The 18,328-nt window shown below is 66.5% G+C and carries 16 protein-coding genes, 1 tRNA gene and 1 pseudogene; 4 read left to right on the plus strand and 14 right to left on the minus strand.

What is annotated here, in order from left to right; all coding sequences use genetic code 11:
- Positions 1–18: 18 nt before the first annotated feature.
- The 4 genes and pseudogenes from arsJ to ROSELON_RS16125 form a co-directional block, all read right to left on the minus strand.
- Positions 19–1,255: pseudogene (arsJ, locus tag ROSELON_RS16110) on the minus strand (organoarsenical effux MFS transporter ArsJ).
- A gap of 29 nt (positions 1,256–1,284) precedes the next feature.
- Positions 1,285–2,283, minus strand: coding sequence for an ArsJ-associated glyceraldehyde-3-phosphate dehydrogenase (locus ROSELON_RS16115; RefSeq protein ID WP_025313333.1), 999 nt, complete (start codon positions 2,281–2,283; stop codon positions 1,285–1,287).
- The gene (locus ROSELON_RS16120) at positions 2,280–3,137 is read right to left on the minus strand and encodes an arsenate reductase/protein-tyrosine-phosphatase family protein (RefSeq protein ID WP_025313334.1); all 858 of its coding nucleotides are present in this window, start codon (positions 3,135–3,137) and stop codon (positions 2,280–2,282) included. The genes ROSELON_RS16115 and ROSELON_RS16120 overlap by 4 nt, the downstream gene beginning before the upstream one ends.
- A 251-nt stretch (positions 3,138–3,388) precedes the next feature.
- Positions 3,389–3,473: transfer RNA gene (locus ROSELON_RS16125), tRNA-Leu, on the minus strand.
- Positions 3,474–3,737: 264 nt separating this feature from the next.
- Between ROSELON_RS16125 and ROSELON_RS17945 the strand changes: the two genes are divergently transcribed.
- Positions 3,738–4,265 carry a Hint domain-containing protein gene (locus ROSELON_RS17945; protein WP_025313335.1) on the plus strand — a complete coding sequence of 176 codons (528 nt, stop codon included), beginning with the start codon at positions 3,738–3,740 and terminating at the stop codon, positions 4,263–4,265.
- A gap of 9 nt (positions 4,266–4,274) precedes the next feature.
- Here the strand turns inward: ROSELON_RS17945 and ROSELON_RS16135 are convergent, their stop codons facing one another.
- The gene (locus ROSELON_RS16135) at positions 4,275–5,810 is read right to left on the minus strand and encodes an NAD(P)H-hydrate dehydratase (RefSeq protein ID WP_245605369.1); all 1,536 of its coding nucleotides are present in this window, start codon (positions 5,808–5,810) and stop codon (positions 4,275–4,277) included.
- Positions 5,811–6,003: 193 nt separating this feature from the next.
- Between ROSELON_RS16135 and ROSELON_RS16140 the strand changes: the two genes are divergently transcribed.
- From ROSELON_RS16140 to ROSELON_RS18960, 3 genes are all read left to right on the plus strand, one after another.
- Positions 6,004–6,342, plus strand: a complete 339-nt coding sequence (locus ROSELON_RS16140) for a P-II family nitrogen regulator (protein ID WP_025313337.1) — start codon at positions 6,004–6,006, stop codon at positions 6,340–6,342.
- 102 nt (positions 6,343–6,444) lie between these two features.
- Positions 6,445–7,851, plus strand: coding sequence for a type I glutamate--ammonia ligase (glnA, locus tag ROSELON_RS16145; protein WP_025313338.1), 1,407 nt, complete (start codon positions 6,445–6,447; stop codon positions 7,849–7,851).
- 307 nt (positions 7,852–8,158) lie between these two features.
- Positions 8,159–9,691 carry a calcium-binding protein gene (locus tag ROSELON_RS18960; RefSeq protein WP_025313339.1) on the plus strand — a complete coding sequence of 511 codons (1,533 nt, stop codon included), beginning with the start codon at positions 8,159–8,161 and terminating at the stop codon, positions 9,689–9,691.
- A 71-nt stretch (positions 9,692–9,762) separates the two neighbouring features.
- On the opposite strand, the gene ROSELON_RS16155 is transcribed toward ROSELON_RS18960, so the two are convergent.
- From ROSELON_RS16155 to ROSELON_RS16195, 9 genes are all read right to left on the minus strand, one after another.
- Entirely contained in the window at positions 9,763–9,963 is a 201-nt protein-coding gene (locus tag ROSELON_RS16155) for a hypothetical protein (RefSeq protein ID WP_156945964.1), read from the minus strand.
- A 100-nt stretch (positions 9,964–10,063) separates the two neighbouring features.
- Positions 10,064–10,741 carry an SMC-Scp complex subunit ScpB gene (gene scpB, locus ROSELON_RS16160; protein ID WP_025313341.1) on the minus strand — a complete coding sequence of 226 codons (678 nt, stop codon included), beginning with the start codon at positions 10,739–10,741 and terminating at the stop codon, positions 10,064–10,066.
- On the minus strand, positions 10,738–11,535 hold the full coding sequence (locus tag ROSELON_RS16165; RefSeq protein WP_025313342.1) for a segregation and condensation protein A: 798 nt from the start codon (positions 11,533–11,535) through the stop codon (positions 10,738–10,740). The genes scpB and ROSELON_RS16165 overlap by 4 nt, the downstream gene beginning before the upstream one ends.
- Positions 11,528–12,544, minus strand: coding sequence for a glycoside hydrolase family 3 N-terminal domain-containing protein (locus ROSELON_RS16170; RefSeq protein ID WP_038650519.1), 1,017 nt, complete (start codon positions 12,542–12,544; stop codon positions 11,528–11,530). The genes ROSELON_RS16165 and ROSELON_RS16170 overlap by 8 nt, the downstream gene beginning before the upstream one ends.
- Before the next feature lies 1 nt (position 12,545).
- Complete coding sequence (locus tag ROSELON_RS16175; RefSeq protein WP_051508435.1) at positions 12,546–13,409, minus strand: SPOR domain-containing protein; 864 nt, start codon at positions 13,407–13,409, stop codon at positions 12,546–12,548.
- Positions 13,410–13,713: 304 nt separating this feature from the next.
- Positions 13,714–15,447 (minus strand): arginine--tRNA ligase, encoded by a 1,734-nt coding sequence (argS, locus tag ROSELON_RS16180; RefSeq protein WP_025313344.1) that lies wholly within the window; start codon positions 15,445–15,447, stop codon positions 13,714–13,716.
- Between the two features lie 77 nt (positions 15,448–15,524).
- Positions 15,525–15,881: a hypothetical protein gene (locus ROSELON_RS16185; protein WP_025313345.1), complete on the minus strand. Its 357-nt coding sequence runs from the start codon at positions 15,879–15,881 to the stop codon at positions 15,525–15,527.
- Positions 15,878–16,318, minus strand: coding sequence for a hypothetical protein (locus ROSELON_RS16190; protein ID WP_025313346.1), 441 nt, complete (start codon positions 16,316–16,318; stop codon positions 15,878–15,880). Before ROSELON_RS16190 ends, ROSELON_RS16185 begins: the two co-directional genes overlap by 4 nt.
- A 27-nt stretch (positions 16,319–16,345) precedes the next feature.
- Complete coding sequence (locus ROSELON_RS16195) at positions 16,346–18,250, minus strand: cation:proton antiporter (RefSeq protein ID WP_025313347.1); 1,905 nt, start codon at positions 18,248–18,250, stop codon at positions 16,346–16,348.
- Positions 18,251–18,328: the final 78 nt, after the last annotated feature.

The raw sequence follows: 18,328 nt of genomic DNA on the forward strand, positions 1-18,328 counted from the left end.
CCCCCCGCTCGGCGACGCTCAGGCTGGCGTAACCTCAGGCTCGGTCGCGGTCAGTCGCCCGGCGGCAAGCGCGGAGAGCGCCACCATAAGCGTCGCGGTGCCGAGCATGAGGGGCAGACCGCCGATCTGATAGGTCAGGCCGGACAGAACCGTCCCGAGCAGTCGCCCGCCCGCATTCGCCATGTAGTAAAACCCCACATCCATCGTGACGCGCTCGGCCTTGGTAAAGGCGAGGATCAGGTAGGAATGAAGGGCCGAGTTCACCGCGAAAACCGCGCCGAAGACCAGCAGCCCCGCCACCAGAACGGCTGTCAGCCAAGGCTGCGGCGCGCCGAAGGCGATGGCCGCCGCGGTCAGGGTCGCGGGAATGGCCGCCAGCGCCCAGGCCCAGCCGCGGGCCTTGCCCACAAGATCGCGCTCGGGGGTGGTCGCCGCGCGCAGGACGCGCGGGGCCGAGGCCTGCACGGCGCCGTAGAGGATGATCAAAAGCGCCATGAAGGTGCCGATCATGAAGAACGCGGCGCGATTGCCCTCGGTCGTGCCGTCTGACAGCACCGCATAGAAATAGATCGGGATGCCGACCACGAACCACACGTCCCGTGCGCCGAACAGGAAGACCCGCGCCGCCGAGAGCCAGTTGACATTCGCGGATTTGGAGAAGACCTCGGAGAATTTCGCGCCCTTGCGCCCCTTGGGCAGGCCGGACGGCATGGCGATCAGCACCAGGGCGAGGATCGCGGCCAGAACAGCCGCCATCACCAGCACGGCCCAGACGAACCCGATGGTCGCCAGCAGCCCCGCGCCGAGAAGGAACCCCAGCCCCTTCACGGCGTTCTTCGACCCCGTCAGGATGGCGACCCAGCGAAACAGCCCGCCATTTCCAGCCGGCGCAAGGATCTTGACCGCCGATTTCGAGGACATCTTGGCGAGATCCTTGGCAACGCCGCTCGCGCCCTGGACGACCATCACGAAGGCGACAGAAAGGCCGACGGCCCAGCCCGGATCGAGCTGCGCCAGCGCAATCAGCGCCAGGACCTGCAACCCCAGGCCCCGCATAAAGGGTCGAGGTCAGCCCGAAGCGCGCCGCGATCCACCCGGCCGACAGGTTCGTGACCATGCCCGCGACCTCGTAGAGCACGAACAGATAGGCAAGCTGCACCGGCGAGAAGCCGAGCGTGTGGAAATGCAGCAGCACCAGCATGCGCAGTGCGCCGTCCGTCAGCATGAACGCCCAATAGGACGCCGTAACGGCCATATAGGCGGACAGGCCCTCGGGACGCTGGCTCACAACGACGCCCCGACCATCAGCGCGACATCGACGAGACGGTGCGCATACCCCATCTCGTTGTCGTACCAGGCATAAATCTTCACCTGCGTGCCGTTCACCACCATGGTCGAGGGCGCATCCACGATGGCCGACCTTGGGTCGTTCGCATAATCGGCGGATACAAGCGGGCGCTCCTCGTAGCCCAGGATGCCGTTCAGCGGCCCCTCGGCGGCGGCCTTGAACAGCGCGTTGACCTCCTCGACGGTCGTCGGCCGTTCCACCTCGAAGACGCAATCGGTGATCGACGCGTTCAACAGTGGCACCCGCACCGCATGGCCATTCAGTCGGCCCGTCAACTCGGGATAGATCAGCGTGATCGCCGTCGCCGACCCGGTCGTTGTCGGGATCAGCGAGTTGAGCGCCGAACGTGCGCGGCGCAGGTCCTTGGCGGGGCGGTCGACGATGGTCTGGGTATTCGTCACGTCGTGGATCGTGGTGATCGAGCCGTGGCGGATGCCGATGGCTTCGTGCAGAACCTTCACCACCGGCGCGAGGCAGTTCGTGGTGCAGGAGGCCGCCGTCACGATGCCATGGACCGCTGGGTCGTAAACCTCGTGGTTCACGCCGTAGACGATGTTCGCGGTGGGCCCATCCTTGACCGGGGCCGATACCACCACCTTTTTGACGCCGGCCGCGAAATAGGGGGCGAGCCTGGCCTCGGTCTTGAAGGCACCCGTGCAGTCGATGACCACATCGACGCCGTCCAGCGGCAAGGCCGACAGGTCCCGCGTGCCCACGAACGGCAGGCGCACCCCGTCGATGGTGACGCTGTCGGCATCATGGTCGAACGCGGCCCCCCATCGCCCATGTACCGTGTCGAATTCCAGCAGATGCGCATGCATGGCCGGATCCCCCAGCGCATCGTTGATCCAGGCCATATGTGCGCCGCGCTCGAGAAGCGGTCTGAGCGCCAGCTTGCCGATCCGGCCAAGGCCGTTGAGAGCGTAAACGGTCATGCGCCCGCTCCGGCGTCGGCCCGGGTCGCGATCTGCCCGATATCGTCTACCGCCTTTTGCAGCGAAATGCGATCGAGCGCGGCGATCGGCAGCGCGGTGAACGCCTTGATCCGGTTTCGCAGAGCGCCGTAGGCCTGATGAAAGGCGAGGCTTTTCTGAGCGTCGGTGCCCTCGGCCTTGACGGGATCGGGCATGCCCCAATGGGCGCTAACCGGCTGACCCGACCAGGCCGGGCATTCCTCGTTCGCGGCCTGGTTGCAGACCGTGAAGACGAAGTCGAAGGCTGGTGCCCCTTCGCCCTGGAACGCGGCGATGTTCTTGGCCCGAAGACCCGAGATGTCATGGCCTTTCTGTTGCAGCAGGTCGAGCGCGAACGGGTTCAGGTCCGAGTGCGGCCGGGTGCCGGCCGAGAACGCCTCGAAACGATCGCCCGCCTCGCGCCGAAGGATCGACTCGGCAAAGATCGAACGCGCGGAATTTCCGGTGCAGATGAACAGCACCTTGTACGTGTGGTCGGGCATGGGCGGGTGTCCTGTGGCGGTGGGGGACGAGAGGGGAGAGCAAAGCTCCGGTCGACCGCGACAGCAATCGAGGAGCAGGTAGTCGAAGGTGTGTCGCACCTCTGTCATGGCAATCGCGTATCGAAGCGAAGTTCCCACGCGCTCCTGCGTGACCAGCCCGGCCTGGCTCAGCGCCGACAGGTAGGCCGACAGCGTCGAAGCCTTCAGATCGAGCGCATGCGCCAGTTCCCCGGCGGGCACGCGGTCGGGGTAACGGCGCATGAGAAGCCGGAACACGGCCAACCGCTGCGGGTGCCCAAGAATGGACAGGCGAGAGGGAATCATTTCTTCCATATTTCGTGGATATACGAAATATATGTATGCGCAATGGCCGATCGGCGCTGTCACAGAAGTTTCATGCCCGCGCGCGCTTGCATCGGCGGCACGACGACCAACGCGGCTTTGGCACCAACGCCACCGTAGCTGGGGATTTGGCGGAAAGAGCCTGAGCGAGGCCCCCAAGGCAGATGGCGCATGACGCTGCGCCCTTCATCCACCGTTGCGGTGACGAAGGCAAAGACCAGGGTTTTCGTTCATTTCCGGTATGGTGCGGGTGAGAGGACTCGAACCTCCACGCCTCGCGGCGCCAGAACCTAAATCTGGTGCGTCTACCAGTTCCGCCACACCCGCAACGCGGCCGTGCTTAGCAGAGCGCCCCGGCCGATGCGAGGGGCAATCGCGCCATCAGCGCCATGGTTTTATCACTTGATAATCCCTGTGCCGCAGACTGTCATGACCACTGCGAAGCTTGGGATTTGCAATGTCAATTGCCCGAATTCCGGTCACAAGATCAGCCTTGCCGCAGAAATCCCTGTGCGCGCCGCGCCCGATGGGGTACGCTACCCTCATAAAACCAGAGGCAATTCATGCCCGGAACATCGAGCAAGTGGTTCCATGACCCAATCCAAATCCGGCGCGGCGGCGACTCCGCGCTCCAGTCCAAGACTGCGCATTGGCCAATCGACCGTCGGGATAACGCCCGATACGCGGATCATGACGGCCGATGGCCTCCTTCCGGCGGCCTTTCTGTCCGCCGGTGACCGTATCGTGACACGGCGCGGCCTGCGCCCGCTGCGCGCCCTCATTCGCCGGCCCCTAAGGCCGGGAACACGTTGTGTGCAGGTGGCGCGGGATGCCTTTGGCGGCAAGCCCGACCGCGACGTGGTCCTGATGCCGGATCAACGCATCCTGATCCGCGACTGGCGCGCCCAGGCCATGTGGCAGCGCAAGGCGGCCGCCCCCAGGATCACGCAGGTCATCGACGGACAGTATGTGCGCTGGTCCGACCACACCCCCGAGGCGGTGCTGCAGCTGTTCTTCGGGCAGCCCGAGATCCTCTATGCCGATGGTCTGGAACTGGCCTCGGCCGATGCGCTGCCCGCCATGGCCGCGACCAAGGCCGCCCAGGCCGCGCCACGCTGACCGGTCCGCTCAAGGCGCGGCAAGGACACGCGGCAGAACCTCGGGCAGATCCTCGGCGATCAGGCCGGGGCCAAAGGCGCGCGCAGCCTCGACATGCAGCCAGGCCGCCGATTGCGCGGCCCTGTCGGGTGTCAGGCCGCGCGCCAGAAGGCCGGCCACCAATCCGGCCAACACATCCCCCGCCCCGGCCGTGGCCAGCCATGGCGCGGCCCGCTCGTAAGCCGCGGCATGGACGGCGACACGCCCGTCGGGTGCCGCGATCACGGTGTCCGGCCCCTTGAGCAGCAGCACCGCGCCCGCGCGCGCCGCCGCCGCACGCGCCGCGTCGATCCGCGACCAGGCCGGGCCGCTGTCCGGCGCGCCGCGCAATGGCGCGGCCAGATCCGGGAACAGCCGCGCAAACTCGCCATCATGGGGGGTCAGGACCGCGCGCCCGTGCAATCGGGCAAACAGCGCATCGGGATCCTCCGCGAAGGCGGTCAATGCATCGGCATCCAGAACCACGCCGCGCGCCGCGTCGCGCAGGGCGATGCCGACCAGATCGCGCGTCCCCGGCCCAAGGCCCAGCCCCGGCCCGAGGCAAAGGGCATTCAGCCGCGCATCGTGCAAAAGCGCGGCCAGCCCATCGGCATCGTCGCAGCGCCGCACCATGATCGCGGTCAGCTGCGCGGCGCATTCCAACAGGGCCGATCCGGGGGCGGCCACCGTCACCAGCCCCGCCCCGACCCGCAGCGCCGCGCGCGCCGCCAGCCGCCCCGCACCGGTGCGCCCCATCGGCCCCGCCAAAATGACGGCATGCCCGTGATCGTATTTGTGGCCCGCCCGCTTGCCAACCGCCCCCGGCCCCGTCACCAACCGGGCGACATCACCGGACGGATGTTCGGGCGATGGCCCCGGCAGGCCGATATCGACCACGGCCACCCCCCCGCATGCAGACGGCCCCTCGGCCAGATAATGCCCCGGCTTGGCACTGTGAAAAGTCACCGTCAGGTCATAGTCCAAAGCATTGCCCATGCGCCGTCCGCTGTCCGAGCACAGGCCCGAGGGGATATCAACGGCAACCGCACACAGAGCGCCGTCCCGGGCCGCCCTGTGCCGTTGCATCTCGGCGAACGCCTGGGCCAGCGCACCGTCGAGGGGCCGGGTCAGCCCCGTGCCGAACAGCGCGTCAACGAACAGATCGGGCGCCCCCTCGGCCACGGGCCCCGCCGCCAGCGGCGCGACCGGGCCGCGCGCGCACCAGCGGCGGTGGTTTTCGGCCGCATCCGGCGGCAGGCGACGCGGGTCGCCGAGCGCGCGGACGGCGACATCCCAGCCCCGGTCGGCCAACAGCCGGGCGATCACATAGCCATCGCCGCCATTGTTGCCGGGCCCGCACCAGATCACCGCCCGCCGCTCGCCCTCGGCCAGATCGGGCCAGCGCGACAAGATTGCCTGTACAACGCCCTGCCCGGCCCGTTCCATCAATTCCAGGCCGTTGGCGCGACCGGCAGCCATCTCGGCCTGCTCGAAATCGCGCATCTGCGCGGCCGTCAGCAATTCCATCAAGATCGTCCTCCGCCGCTCGATTCAGTTTCGAACATTTTTTGTGCGCATCGCCTGTTTTCTGATCGCAAATTCCGGAATCCCGCGTCCGATTGCCCAAGCTTTAAGCTAGCCGATGGACGACCCTGCCACAAAGTGGTGTCACGGGGTCGCGCGGCCAACGCTGCGAGGATAGGCGAGGAGACACCCCAAGATGAAGAAGATCGAGGCGATCATCAAACCCTTCAAACTCGACGAGGTGAAGGAAGCCTTGCAGGAAATCGGCATCCAGGGCCTCTCGGTGACCGAGGTAAAGGGATTTGGCCGCCAGAAAGGGCACACCGAACTGTATCGCGGCGCGGAATACGTCGTTGATTTCCTGCCCAAGGTGAAGATCGAGGTCGTCCTCGCCGACGATCAGGCCGAGGCCGCGATCGAGGCGATCATCGCCGCGGCCAAGACCGACAAGATCGGCGACGGCAAGATCTTCGTCTCCGACATCAGCCAAGCCATCCGCATTCGCACCGGCGAAACCGACGAGGACGCGCTGTAACCCGTTTCCGCGGCCGGCCCGCTGGCGGGCCCGGCCATCCGCTGCAACCAGACCGGGCCCCCGCGCCCGGCGATCCGACCAAAACGTCAAGGGAAGGTCACGATGAGCAAAGACAACGTATTGAAGATGATCAAGGACGAGGATGCGGCCTATGTCGACATCCGCTTCACCGATCCGCGCGGCAAGCTGCAGCACGTCACGGTGATGTCCGATCAGGTCGATGAGGACTTCCTCGAAGAGGGGTTCATGTTCGACGGCTCGTCGATCGCGGGCTGGAAAGGCATCGAGGCCTCGGACATGAAACTGATGCCCGATACCGACAGCGCCTATATCGACCCGTTCTATGCGGAAAAGACGATCTGTCTGCACTGCTCGGTCGTCGAGCCGGACACCGGCGAACCCTATAATCGTGACCCGCGCGGCACCGCCCAACTGGCCGAAGCCTACCTGAAATCGACGGGTATCGGCGACACCGCGTTCTTCGGGCCGGAAGCCGAATTCTTCCTGTTCGACGACGTGCGCATCTCGGTCGAGATGAACAAGGTCGCCTTCGAGGTCGACGCCCAGGACGCCGCCTGGAACGGCGACACCGAGTACGAGATGGGCAACATGGGCCATCGTCCGGGCATCAAGGGCGGCTACTTCCCCGTGAACCCGACCGACGCCGCGCAGGACCTGCGCTCGGAAATGCTGTCGACGATGAAGCAGATCGGCATGAAGGTCGACAAGCACCACCACGAGGTGGCGTCGTGCCAGCACGAGCTTGGCCTGATCTTCAACTCGCTGACCACGCAGGCCGACGAGTTGCAGAAATACAAGTACGTCATCCACAACGTGGCGCATGCCTATGGCAAGTCGGCGACCTTCATGCCCAAGCCCATCGCGGGCGACAACGGCACCGGCATGCATGTGAACATGTCGATCTGGAAAGACGGCAAGCCGCTGTTTGCAGGTGACAAATATGCCGACCTGTCGGACGAGGCGCTGTATTTCATCGGCGGCATCCTCAAGCACGCCAAGACGCTGAACGCCTTCACCAACCCCTCCACCAACAGCTACAAGCGCCTGATCCCCGGCTTCGAGGCCCCGGTTCTGCGCGCCTATTCGGCCCGCAACCGCTCGGGCTGTGTGCGTATTCCGTGGACGGAAAGCCCCAAGGCCAAGCGCGTCGAGGCCCGCTTCCCCGATCCGTCGGCAAACCCCTACCTGTGCTTTGCGGCGCTGCTGATGGCCGGCCTTGACGGTATCCAGAACAAGATCCACCCCGGCGATCCGTCCGACAAGGACCTTTACGATCTGCCGCCCGAGGAACTGGCCGGCATCCCGACCGTCTGCGCATCCTTGCGCGAAGCGCTCGAGGCGCTCGAGGCCGATCACGACTTCCTGCTCAAGGGCGACGTGTTCACCAAGGACCAGCTCGAGGGTTACATGGAACTCAAGTGGGAAGAGGTCTACGCCTTCGAACACTGCCCGCACCCGGTCGAGTACAAGATGTACTATTCCTGCTGATCGCGGGGTCACGAGACGGGGAAAGGGGCGCCGGTTCGGCGCCCCTTTTCGTTCGTCCGGGTCGACGTCAAGTCGGCCGTCATGATCGGTGCGCCACCCTGCCCGCCGGGCCGGTCGCACGCCGCACCATCTGAACCTCTGCAGAAGGAACCTGAACTGCCGCTCGTGGGTAACCGCGAGGCCCTTGGCCTGTTGCCAAATTGGAAACATTGACCGACTCATTTTTGCAATGATCTGCATCAAGAACCATTGCACCTGAAGCGACCATAATTGCGCGCGCAAAATCCAGTGTGATTGGAGCGGACATATGGTCGATCTCATCGGGACGGACGCGAACGATAAACTGCTTGGCACATTCTCGGAAGACTGGCTGATCGGGCTTGCGGGCAACGACATCCTGGACGGAAAAGGCGGCGACGACACGCTTTCCGGCGGCGACGGAAAGGACATCCTGCGCTCGGGCAGTGGTGACGACTTGGCCTATGGCGGCGCCGGAAACGACAAGCTGTTCGGCGATGCCGGGAACGACTCTTTGGTTGGTGGCACGGGCAGGGACACGTTGAACGGCGGGGCTGACGACGACACGCTTTCCGGCGGCGAAGGCAACGACAAGCTGTTTGGCGGCGACGGCGCAGACCTGCTGTTCGGCGGCGACGGCAATGACCGCCTGCGCGGCGGCGAGGGGCAGGATGCGCTCTATGGCGACGCGGGCCACGACAAGCTATATGGCGAAATGGGCGACGACCAGCTTTCCGGGGGCGCCGGCAATGACACGCTCTATGGCGGCGAGGGCAACGACACGCTGTCTGGCGACTTCGACGGCGACCCCGAGTTCGGAAACGACTACCTATCTGGCGGAAATGGCGATGACCGTCTGGAGGGGTGGGATGGCCGCGACACCCTCGAAGGCGGAAATGGGAATGATGTTCTTATCGGCGGGGAAGATGACGATCTGCTGGATGGGGGCGATGGAAACGACATCCTGAGCGCTGGATATGGCAAGGACACCCTTATTGGCGGCGTCGGTGACGACGGCTTGAGTGGCAGAGAGGGTGATGACGAACTCTACGGCGGCGAGGGCGATGATCGGCTGATCGGCGGGGAAGATGACGATCTGCTGGATGGGGGCACAGGCGCCGACGTACTGCGCGGAGGGGATGGCAACGACCTCATGTTCGGGGGCGACGGAAACGACGAGATGTATTCCGGCGAAGGCATCGACACCCTTTACGGTGGCGCAGGGGATGACCGGTTGTTCGGAGGTAGCCTCGGGACCACGATCATCTACGGCGAAGAGGGTAACGACTTCATCCAGGGCAACAGCGACGTGATGATCTTCGACGGCGGAGCCGGGGATGATATCCTGTTCGGCGGCGATGATCCGTTTGGAATATCCACGCTCAACGGCGGCGAAGGGTGCGATTTCGTGCGCGGGCTTGGGGGCGACGACGTGCTGTTCGGCGACGACGGAAACGATTGGGTCATCGGCGATGGCGGCGATGACCTGATGACCGGCGGGGCCGATGCCGACGTGTTCGTGTTCGAAACCGCCAACCCGTTCGAGCACGACACGATTACCGACCTGCGGGACGGGGCCGACCTGATCCGCTTCAGCGCGGACTTCGGAGCATCTCTGGACGAGTGGGGAGATCTCGACACCAACGGAAACGGGGTGCTGGACGACGCGGACGATCGGGTAAGCCTGTCAAACGGCCATACCGTGATCGACCTGTCGGACGAGTTCGGCGCCGTGGCGGGCACCCACACCATCACGATCCTCGGGATCACCGACGTGTCGGCGACCGATATTTCGTTCGCCGACGTTTTCTGGGGTTGCTGACGGGCACACTCGCGCCGGCCGGTCACAAGAAACTGGCCCGCGCGTCATCCACACCGAAGATCGTTTCGCGCTCAGAAACGGGTAAAGCGACGCGCCGTGCGCATCATCTGGCGGGCATTGCGCTGCGTATCGCGGACGCGGGCCCTTTGATCATCGGGCAATTCCTCGGCCGCCTGACCACCATTGCGGCGGCGGGCGATCTGGTCGATCCCGACATCGACCCCCTTGTTCACCAGCTTGTTGATCAAGGGGCGCAAAATCATCCTCAACATGCGATCCATTGGGGTTTCCCCTCCTGCTCTTTTCCACGGGCGCAGACCCGCGTCTGTCATTACATATAGCGCGAATTGGGGCGAAAATCAGGCCCCACAGTCAGAGGTCCTCGTCATCCTCGGCCGCGGGGCCATCTTCGCCGAACATGTCGCCGGTGCTGTCCTGGGGCAGATCGGGCGCCTCGGCATCGGGGGGGCGGCTTTCCAGCAGGCCGGCCTCGCGCAGTTCCTTGAGCCCCGGCAGGTCGCGCGCAGTCTCGAGCCCGAAATGATCCAGAAACCCCTCGGTCACGACATAGGTAACGGGTCGGCCCGGCGTCATGCGACGACGGCCAAAGCGCACCCAGCCCAGTTCGATCAACTGGTCCACCGTCCCGCGCGACACCGAGACGCCACGGATCTCCTCGATCTCGGCGCGAGTGACGGGCTGGTGATAGGCGACGATGGCCAGCGTTTCGATCGCCGCACGCGACAGTTTTCGCGTCTCGACCGTTTCACGCGCCATCAGAAACCCCAGATCCGGCGCGGTGCGGATCGCCCAGGCCTCGCCCACGCGGACAACGTTGATCCCCCGCCCCTCGTAACGGCGGCGCAGCAGTTGCACCGCCTCGGCCGGGTCGCACCCATGTGGCATGCGCGCGGCCATCTCGGAGACCGAGAGCGGCTCGGCGGTGGCAAACAGCATCGCCTCGACCATGCGTTCCTGCGCGCCAAGGGGCGGGGCGCGAAACAGGCTGTCCTCTGGCGTGGCGGCGGCGCGCTCGGGGCTGTCGCTCATTCCTCCCTCCGGCGCAGATGGATGGGGGCAAAGGTCTCGGACTGGCGGATCTCGACCCGGCCCGCCTTGACCAGTTCCAGCGAGGCGGCGAAATGCGCGGCGGTGGCGGCGCGGCGGCGCTTGGGGTCCATCTGCCAGCCCTCGGGCAGATAACTCATCAGGTCGGTCCACTCACCGGCGTAGCCCACCAACGGGCGCAAACGATCAAGCGCCTCTTCCAGGGTGAAGACATCTTCACGGTCCATCACGTAGGGGCGAAAATCGTCGCGCGTACGGATGCGGGCATAGGCCTGCAACAGGTCGATCAGACCCGCCGTGTAGGTCACCGATTTCGCGGTTGTCATCACCTCGGGCGCACCACGGACAAAGCGGTCGCGGCCCAGCCGGTCGCGCGCCATGAGCTTCGCGGCGCAGTCGCGCATCGCCGACAGACGTTCCAGTTGAAAGGCCAGATGCGCGGCCATGTCCTCGGCACTGGGGCCTTCCTCGGTCGGGTCGGGCGGCAACAGCAGGCGCGATTTGAGAAAGGCCAGCCAGGCCGCCATCACGAGGTAATCGGCGGCCAGTTCGATCCGCAGGGCACGGGCCTTTTCGATGAAAACCAGGTATTGCTCGGTCAGCGCCAGGATCGAGACGCGCCGCAGATCCACCTTTTGCGTCCGCGCAAGGCTGAGCAAAAGATCGAGCGGCCCCTCGAACCCGTCCACATCAACGATCAGCGCCTCGGCCGCGCGGCGCGAGGCGACGGCCTCCCAATCGGGCGCGTCATTTGCCGGGGTCGGCGTGTCAGCCATAAACCTCTCCGTCCAGAAGGTCGGAAAGGTCGGCCTCGGCGGCCTCCATGTCAAGCGGCTGGCGGCGGTTGCGCAGGGCCAGCGCCGCCTCGCCCATGGCGATCTCGGCTGGATCCAGGTCGCCGGCGGCGGCGACGACCTGTTCCATCTCGGGCCGATCGCCGTTGCAATGCAGGATCAGGTTGCAGCCCGCCGCCCGCGCCCGCCGTGCGCGATCGCCGATCGGGCCAGGCAAGGCGCCCATCGACAGATCGTCGGTCATCAACAGCCCGTCGAACCCGATCTCGCACCGGATCAGCGCGATCATCGCAGACGAGAGGGTGGCGGGCGCATCCGCGTCCAGCGCCTCGTAGACGATATGGGCCGTCATCCCCAGGGGCAGGTCCGCCAGCGGTTTGAAGGCCGCGAAATCGGTCGCGCGCAACGCCTCTGCCGCGGCGCTGACGCGCGGCAGGTCGAGATGGCTGTCCACCTCGCCCAGACCATAGCCGGGCAGGTGTTTGAGCACCGGCAGAACGCCGCCATCGAACAGGCCGGTCGCAACCGCGCGCGCCGCGCCGATCACGGCGTCGGGCGTGTGACCGTAAAGCCGGTTCAAGAGGATCGGATGGGTGGTATCGCGGGCCACATCGGCCAGCGGCATGCAGTTCACGTCGATGCCGACGGCGTGCAATTCATCGGCGATCAGCCGGGCGCGCAGATACATCGCCCGCGCAGCGCGCGCAGGGCCGGCCTGCGCCATCTGGTCGAGGGCGGGGCGCCATTGCCGCCAATAGGGCGGGCGCATGCGCTGCACCCGCCCCCCCTCCTGGTCGATCAGGATGGGGGCGTTGCGGCCCACGGCCTCGCGCAGATCCTCGGTCAGGGCGCGCAGCTGGGTCGGGTTCTCGATGTTGCGGGCAAAGAGGATGAAGCCCCATGGCTGCACCTCGGCGAAGAAATCGCGCTCGGCGGGCCCAAGCGTCGGCCCGGACGGCCCGAGGATCGTGGCCGAAATCGCCGCGCTCACGTCAGCGAACCGTGACCGGGATACAGGCCGCGCCCTGCGCCACCAACGCGGCACAGAACCGGCGCGAGGCCGCCAGATCGTCAAAGCCCACGGCGCGCAACCGGTAGAAGCGCTGCCCACCCGAGGCGGCCTCTTCGATGACGCGGGCCCGGCCGGCCATGAAATCGGGGAAACGCGCGCTCAGGCGCGCCCATTCCGACCGCGCGATCTCGGCGGTGTCGAACGCGCCAAGCTGCACCAGGCGCGTGCCCTCGGGCAGGTCGGCGGGGGCGATCTCGCGCACACCATCGCCTTGGGGTGTCGTGACCTGCAGCGCCACATCGGCGCTGGTGCCCGGCAGGACCGCGGGCGCATCGGGGTTGCTGGCCCGCGCAAACCCGGCGGGCCGGGCAGCGGGGCGCAGAGAGACACGCACACCGGGCACCGAGGCCGGAATTATCCGCGCCTCGGTGACCCCGGTGCCCGAGGGCGGTGCGATGACTGCCGCCGGGGGTGTTTGCTGCACGACTTCAGGCTCCACGCCCTCCTGCCGCGGCGGGGTCGGATCGGTAGATACGGCCGCGAGCGGTTCGCTGTCTTCCAGCAGGCGCGAGATCAGCGCCTGCGTCGCATCCTGGGCGGCCTCGGGGGTGGCCTCGGGGGCGGGCTGCGGCGTGGCGGCCGAGGCAGACCCCGTCCCGCCTGTCGAGGCGGTGTCGAAATCAAGTTCGGCCAGTTCCACGGGCGGCGGCGCAAGAACGAGGCGATCGGGCACCGGCCCGGCCTCGGCGCCCTCGGCGATGCGGTTCACGGCCAGGCCCTGGTTGGGGGCCTGGGTGCCACCGGGATCGGCGGGGGGCGACGCGCATCGGGCCTTCGAGGGCACGCACCACAGGCACGCCCGAGACATCGCGCATCGTCAGTTGCCAGCCCCAGACGCCCATGCCCACGACCAGCCCCAGCGACACAACCGCCCCGGCCCAGTTGACCAGCGTGCCAAGACGCCCCGTGCCGGCCGTTTCGTCATATGCTCCTTGCGGATCATCCTCGTAAAAATCGGAAGACCCGTCCTCGTAATACTCGAAATTCGCCATGCCTGCCCTCAAATCGCCCCTTGGCCGCGCGCGCCAAACCGGCGCCCGTAGGGGTGTTCGCTACCTGCTCGATCCGGTCGGGGTGGCGTTTTCGCCTTACATCTTCTCGACCGGTGTGACGCCCAAGATACCAAGACCGTTGGAAATAACAATCGCCACGCCGCGCAGAAGGGCCAATTTCGCCGCCGTTGTGGCCGGATCACCCTCTTGCACGAAGCGCAGATGCGGCTCGGCGTTGCCCTTGTTCCACAACGCGTGGAATTCCGAGGCGAGGTCATAGAGGTAAAAGGCGATGCGGTGGGGTTCATGCGCCTCGGCGGCGATCTCGACCAGGCGGGGCCATTCGGCCAGCTTGGCGACGAGCGCAAACTCGGCCGGATCGGCGATGGCAGACAGGTCGGCGGGCGTCTCCGACGTGGGCAGCCCGGCCTCGGCGGCCTTGCGCAGGACCGAATGGATGCGGGCATGGGCGTATTGCACATACCAGACCGGGTTGTCCTTGGACTGCTCCAGCACCTTGTCCACGACGAAATCCAGCGGGGCGTCGTTCTTGCGCGTCAGCATGACAAAGCGCGTCACATCCGCGCCGACCATCTCGACCACGTCGCGCAGGGTCACGAAGGTGCCGGCGCGTTTCGACATCTTCAGGTCCTGGTCACCGCGCTTGAGCTTGACCAGTTGCATCAACTTGATGTCCAGCGGGACGCGCCCGCCCGACAGCGCGGCGACGGCGGCCTTCATCCGCTTGACGTAGCCGCCGTGATCGGCCCCGAAAATGTCGATCAACTCGTCGAAACCGCGGCTGACCTTGTCATGGTGATAGGCGATGTCGGGGGCGAAATAGGTCCAGCCGCCGTCGGATTTCATGATCGGGCGGTCCACGTCGTCGCCATAATCGGTCGATTTGAACAGCGTCTGTTCGCGCGGCTCCCAATCCTCGGGCGTCTTGCCCTTGGGCGGGTCCAGCACGCCTTCGTAAATCAGGCCCTTATCCTTGAGCGTGGCGATCGCCGCCTCGATCTGACCCGTGGAATAGAGCGATTTCTCGGAATAGAACACATCCATCTCGACGCCGAGCGCGGCCAGATCCGCGCGGATCAGATCCATCATCGCGTCGGTGGCATAGTCGCGGATTTCTTCCAGCCAGACGGCCTCGGGCTGGTCGATCCACTGCTCGCCCACTTCCTCGGCCAGCGCCGCGCCGACCGGGATCAGGTAGTCGCCGGGATAGGTGCCCTCCTCGAAGGCAACGGTCTGTCCATGCGCCTCGAGATAGCGCAGATAGACCGACCGCGCGAGGACATCGACCTGCGCGCCGCCATCGTTGATGTAGTATTCGCGCGTTACCTCGTGCCCGGTGAAATCCAGCAGGCTGGCCAGCGCATCGCCGAAAACAGCGCCGCGCGTATGGCCCACATGCATCGGCCCGGTGGGATTGGCGGAGACGAATTCGACGTTCACGCGCCGCCCCTGCCCCAGCGTCGAACGCCCGTAAAGCGCCGCCTCGGACAGCATGGCCCGCAGCAGATCGCGCCAGCTGTCGGGCGACAGCCGCAGGTTCAGAAACCCCGGGCCCGCGACCTCGGCGCTGGCGATGCGCGGATCGCTGCGCAGATGGGAGGCCAGCGCCTCGGCGATGTCGCGCGGCTTTTTCCCGGCGGGCTTGGCCAGCACCATCGCGGCATTGGTCGCCATGTCGCCGTGGGCGGGGTCGCGGGGCGGCTCGACCGTGACATTGCCGGTCTCTAGGCCCTCGGGCAAGGCGCCCTCGGCGCTGAGCGTGGTCAGGCTGTCGATCACCAACGCGCGGATATCGGCAAAGAAGTTCATGGCGTCAAATCCCTTGAGGTCGCGCGGGGTTTACCACGCCGCGCGCCGGGTTCAACACCAACACGTCGCCCGCGCCGTCACGGCCCGCAATAGACGTAGGTTTGCGACCATCCCTCGCCCACCAGAACCAGATCGCCGCGAAAGCCGGGCATCAGCAGATAGCGTCGTGTCCATGTCTGCCCCTCGCCCTGGCATTGCGCGTCATAAAGGACGGCCGCGCCCATATCGCGGACCGGCACCGGGTTCATCAGCGTGCAGGTCGACTCCCAAAAGGCGATCCGACCCGCCGACAGGGTGATGGTCATGTCGCTCATCCCTGAGGGGCAATTGTCGGGGTGATAGCGCCCCTCGCGGATCTGTTGCGCATCGGCTGTGCCGGCCTGGGCCACCACGGCGGCAAGGATGAGGGCGATACCCTTAAGACACTTGATCATTCGCTTTCCTCCTCCGGCGCGGCGGGGTCTTCCTCGGGCGTGTCGGCGTCGTCGGCTGGCGCGGCCGCCTCGGTCGCGTCGCCGGATTGCGCCGCGCAATCATAAAGGGTCATGCCCAGCCCGCGCAGCACCACGACCATCGAGCCCGCCACGGGCCCTTCCCCGAAATAGAGCCGCGCCTCGAACTCGGCGTCATCCTCGCGGCAGGTACCGTCATAGAGGAATTCTTCTTCGAGACCGCGTAGACGGGTCGGGTTGTAGAGCGCGCAACACGCCCCGTCGAAGCAAAGCTCGGGAAACTCCAGCGTCGCCTCGGCGGCGTCCTCGGCGGGGGCGCCGCCCTCGGCGCAGGCACTGTGATAGGTGCCATTGGCGGGAAAGGCCGCCGCGACGGACGGAGCCGCCACAAGGGCGAGGATCGGTACAAGGCGTATCATGCCAACCTCCGTGCGTTGCGCATCGTTTCAGCGTGTCGACATGGTGCCGCGCCCGCCCGGTTCGATCAACCGGCAGTTGCCGCCTTTTGCCGGCCGGCGTTTGGCGGGGGGCTGTGCGCCGCGTTCGGCCGGGTCCTCGGGGCGCAGGGCCAAAAGGCGGCTTCCGGGCGGGGCCTCGACCCGTTCCTCAGGGCCGACGGGGCGCAGCACGCCGGATTTCGACAGGATGGCGACCAGCACCGCCTCGGGGCGTTTGGCCCGCCAATCCTCGAGGGTGAATTCCTCGGTCAGGCCGGTCAGGCGAAACTGCCACCCCTGCCAGACGCGCAATTCCATCTCGCGATAGGTGGCCCCGTCGGCAAAGGCGCGCCCCCCCAGCGTCGGCGGCAAGGCATGGCGCGTGTGTTCGCTTTTCTCGCGCGTGACCTGAAAGACGTTCTCGCGCCCCAGTTCGGGCGCCAGATCGGTCGCCACCAACGTATTGTAGGCATCGTTGTCGGTGGCGGCGATCACGGTCGCATAGCCCACGAAATCGATCCGATGTTCGGCGGCCTCGGACAGCACGTCGCCGAAAAAGGTCGCAATCCCCGCCTCGCGCGCGCGGCGCAGATGGCCCCGGTTGGCATCCGCGATCAGCACGGGCACTTCGGCCTTGGTCAGCGCCTCGGCCAGCTGCGTCGTCCAGCGCGATCCACCCACGATCAACACACCTGGTGTGCCCGCCGCCGTCAGGCCAAGGGCCTTCGCAAAGGGCCCCAGCGTAAACCCGTGCAGGACCACGGTCGCGGCCACCAGCACAAAGGCCAGCGGGCCGATCAGGGCCGCATCCGCGACGCCCAGTTGCACCAGCCGTTCCCCGAACAGGCCCGCCACCGCGACCAGCACCACACCGCGCGGCCCGGTCAGCGCCACCAGCAGCTGTTCGCGAAACGGGATGCCCGACCCGATCAGCGCGGCCAGCACCGTCAGGGGCCGGGCCACCAGCACCACCGCCGCGACGAAAATCGCCGCCCGCCAGTCGAGCAGGCCGAGGGCGGAAAAATCCAGCGAGGCCGCCAGCAGGATGAACACGCCAGAGACCAGCAGGATCGTCGCGTGTTCCTTGAAGCGGCGCAGTTCCTCGTAGCTTGGCAACTCGGCATTGGCGATGACCAGGCCCATGATCGTGACGGCCAACAGCCCGCTTTCATGCAGCACCGAATCCGAAAGGGCGAAAATGCCCACCAGCAAGACGAACAGCACCGGCACCTTCATGTGCTCGGGCACCTGCCCGTGGCGGAACGCACGCGCCAGGCCATAGCCCGCCGCGACCCCGGTCACGGTCGCCACCGTGACGCCCAGCGCCAGTTCGCCCGCCGCCGACCCGACCGTGGTGGCCGTGTTGAGGACCAGCACCACCTCGAAGGCCAGTACCGCAGCCAGCGCGCCGATGGGGTCGTTGACGATCGCCTCCCATTGCAGAAGCGCGGCGGGGCGGCGGGCCAGCCGCGCCTGCCTGAGCAGCGGCGCGATGACCGTGGGGCCCGTGACGATCATGATGCCGCCAAAAACCGCCGCGCTTTCCCAACTCAGCCCCGCACCGTAGCGCAGCGCCAGCGTCGAAAGCAGCCAGCCAAGGGGCGCCCCGACAAAAACAAGGCGCCTGACGCCCAGCGCCGCGTCGGACAGCGAGCGCAGGTTCAGAGTCAGCCCCCCTTCGAACAGGATCACCGCGACGGCCAGCGCGATCAGCGGTTGCGTGAGCGGCCCGATGTCGCGCGCCGGATCGAACCAACCCAGAACCGGGCCGATCATCACTCCGGCGGCCAGCATGAGGACGATTCCGGGCAGGCGCAGCTTCCACGCCAGCCATTGCGCGCCCACCCCCACGACACCCACCAGCGCCAGCGCCGTGACAGGTGACAGCGCACCGTCGGCAGGGGTTACCGCCATGGGAAGGTGCCTTTCGACTGTCGGCGCACCATCCCTCGATCCCCCATGCGCATCATCCCTCGTTTTCAGCTTGCCGGG

The organism is Roseibacterium elongatum DSM 19469 (assembly GCF_000590925.1).
Taxonomy (GTDB): domain Bacteria; phylum Pseudomonadota; class Alphaproteobacteria; order Rhodobacterales; family Rhodobacteraceae; genus Roseibacterium; species Roseibacterium elongatum.

Coding starts and splice junctions, on each gene's coding strand:
- ROSELON_RS16165 (WP_025313342.1), bottom strand. CDS start 11,535: ATGGCTGACACGCCGACCCCGGCAAATGACGCGCCCGATTGGGAGGCC.
- glnA (WP_025313338.1), top strand. CDS start 6,445: ATGAGCAAAGACAACGTATTGAAGATGATCAAGGACGAGGATGCGGCC.
- ROSELON_RS17945 (WP_025313335.1), top strand. CDS start 3,738: ATGACCCAATCCAAATCCGGCGCGGCGGCGACTCCGCGCTCCAGTCCA.
- ROSELON_RS16120 (WP_025313334.1), bottom strand. CDS start 3,137: ATGGAAGAAATGATTCCCTCTCGCCTGTCCATTCTTGGGCACCCGCAG.
- ROSELON_RS16195 (WP_025313347.1), bottom strand. CDS start 18,250: ATGGCGGTAACCCCTGCCGACGGTGCGCTGTCACCTGTCACGGCGCTG.
- ROSELON_RS16190 (WP_025313346.1), bottom strand. CDS start 16,318: ATGATACGCCTTGTACCGATCCTCGCCCTTGTGGCGGCTCCGTCCGTC.
- ROSELON_RS16185 (WP_025313345.1), bottom strand. CDS start 15,881: ATGATCAAGTGTCTTAAGGGTATCGCCCTCATCCTTGCCGCCGTGGTG.
- ROSELON_RS16140 (WP_025313337.1), top strand. CDS start 6,004: ATGAAGAAGATCGAGGCGATCATCAAACCCTTCAAACTCGACGAGGTG.
- scpB (WP_025313341.1), bottom strand. CDS start 10,741: ATGAGCGACAGCCCCGAGCGCGCCGCCGCCACGCCAGAGGACAGCCTG.
- ROSELON_RS18960 (WP_025313339.1), top strand. CDS start 8,159: ATGGTCGATCTCATCGGGACGGACGCGAACGATAAACTGCTTGGCACA.
- ROSELON_RS16135 (WP_245605369.1), bottom strand. CDS start 5,810: ATGGAATTGCTGACGGCCGCGCAGATGCGCGATTTCGAGCAGGCCGAG.
- ROSELON_RS16155 (WP_156945964.1), bottom strand. CDS start 9,963: ATGTTGAGGATGATTTTGCGCCCCTTGATCAACAAGCTGGTGAACAAG.
- ROSELON_RS16115 (WP_025313333.1), bottom strand. CDS start 2,283: ATGACCGTTTACGCTCTCAACGGCCTTGGCCGGATCGGCAAGCTGGCG.
- argS (WP_025313344.1), bottom strand. CDS start 15,447: ATGAACTTCTTTGCCGATATCCGCGCGTTGGTGATCGACAGCCTGACC.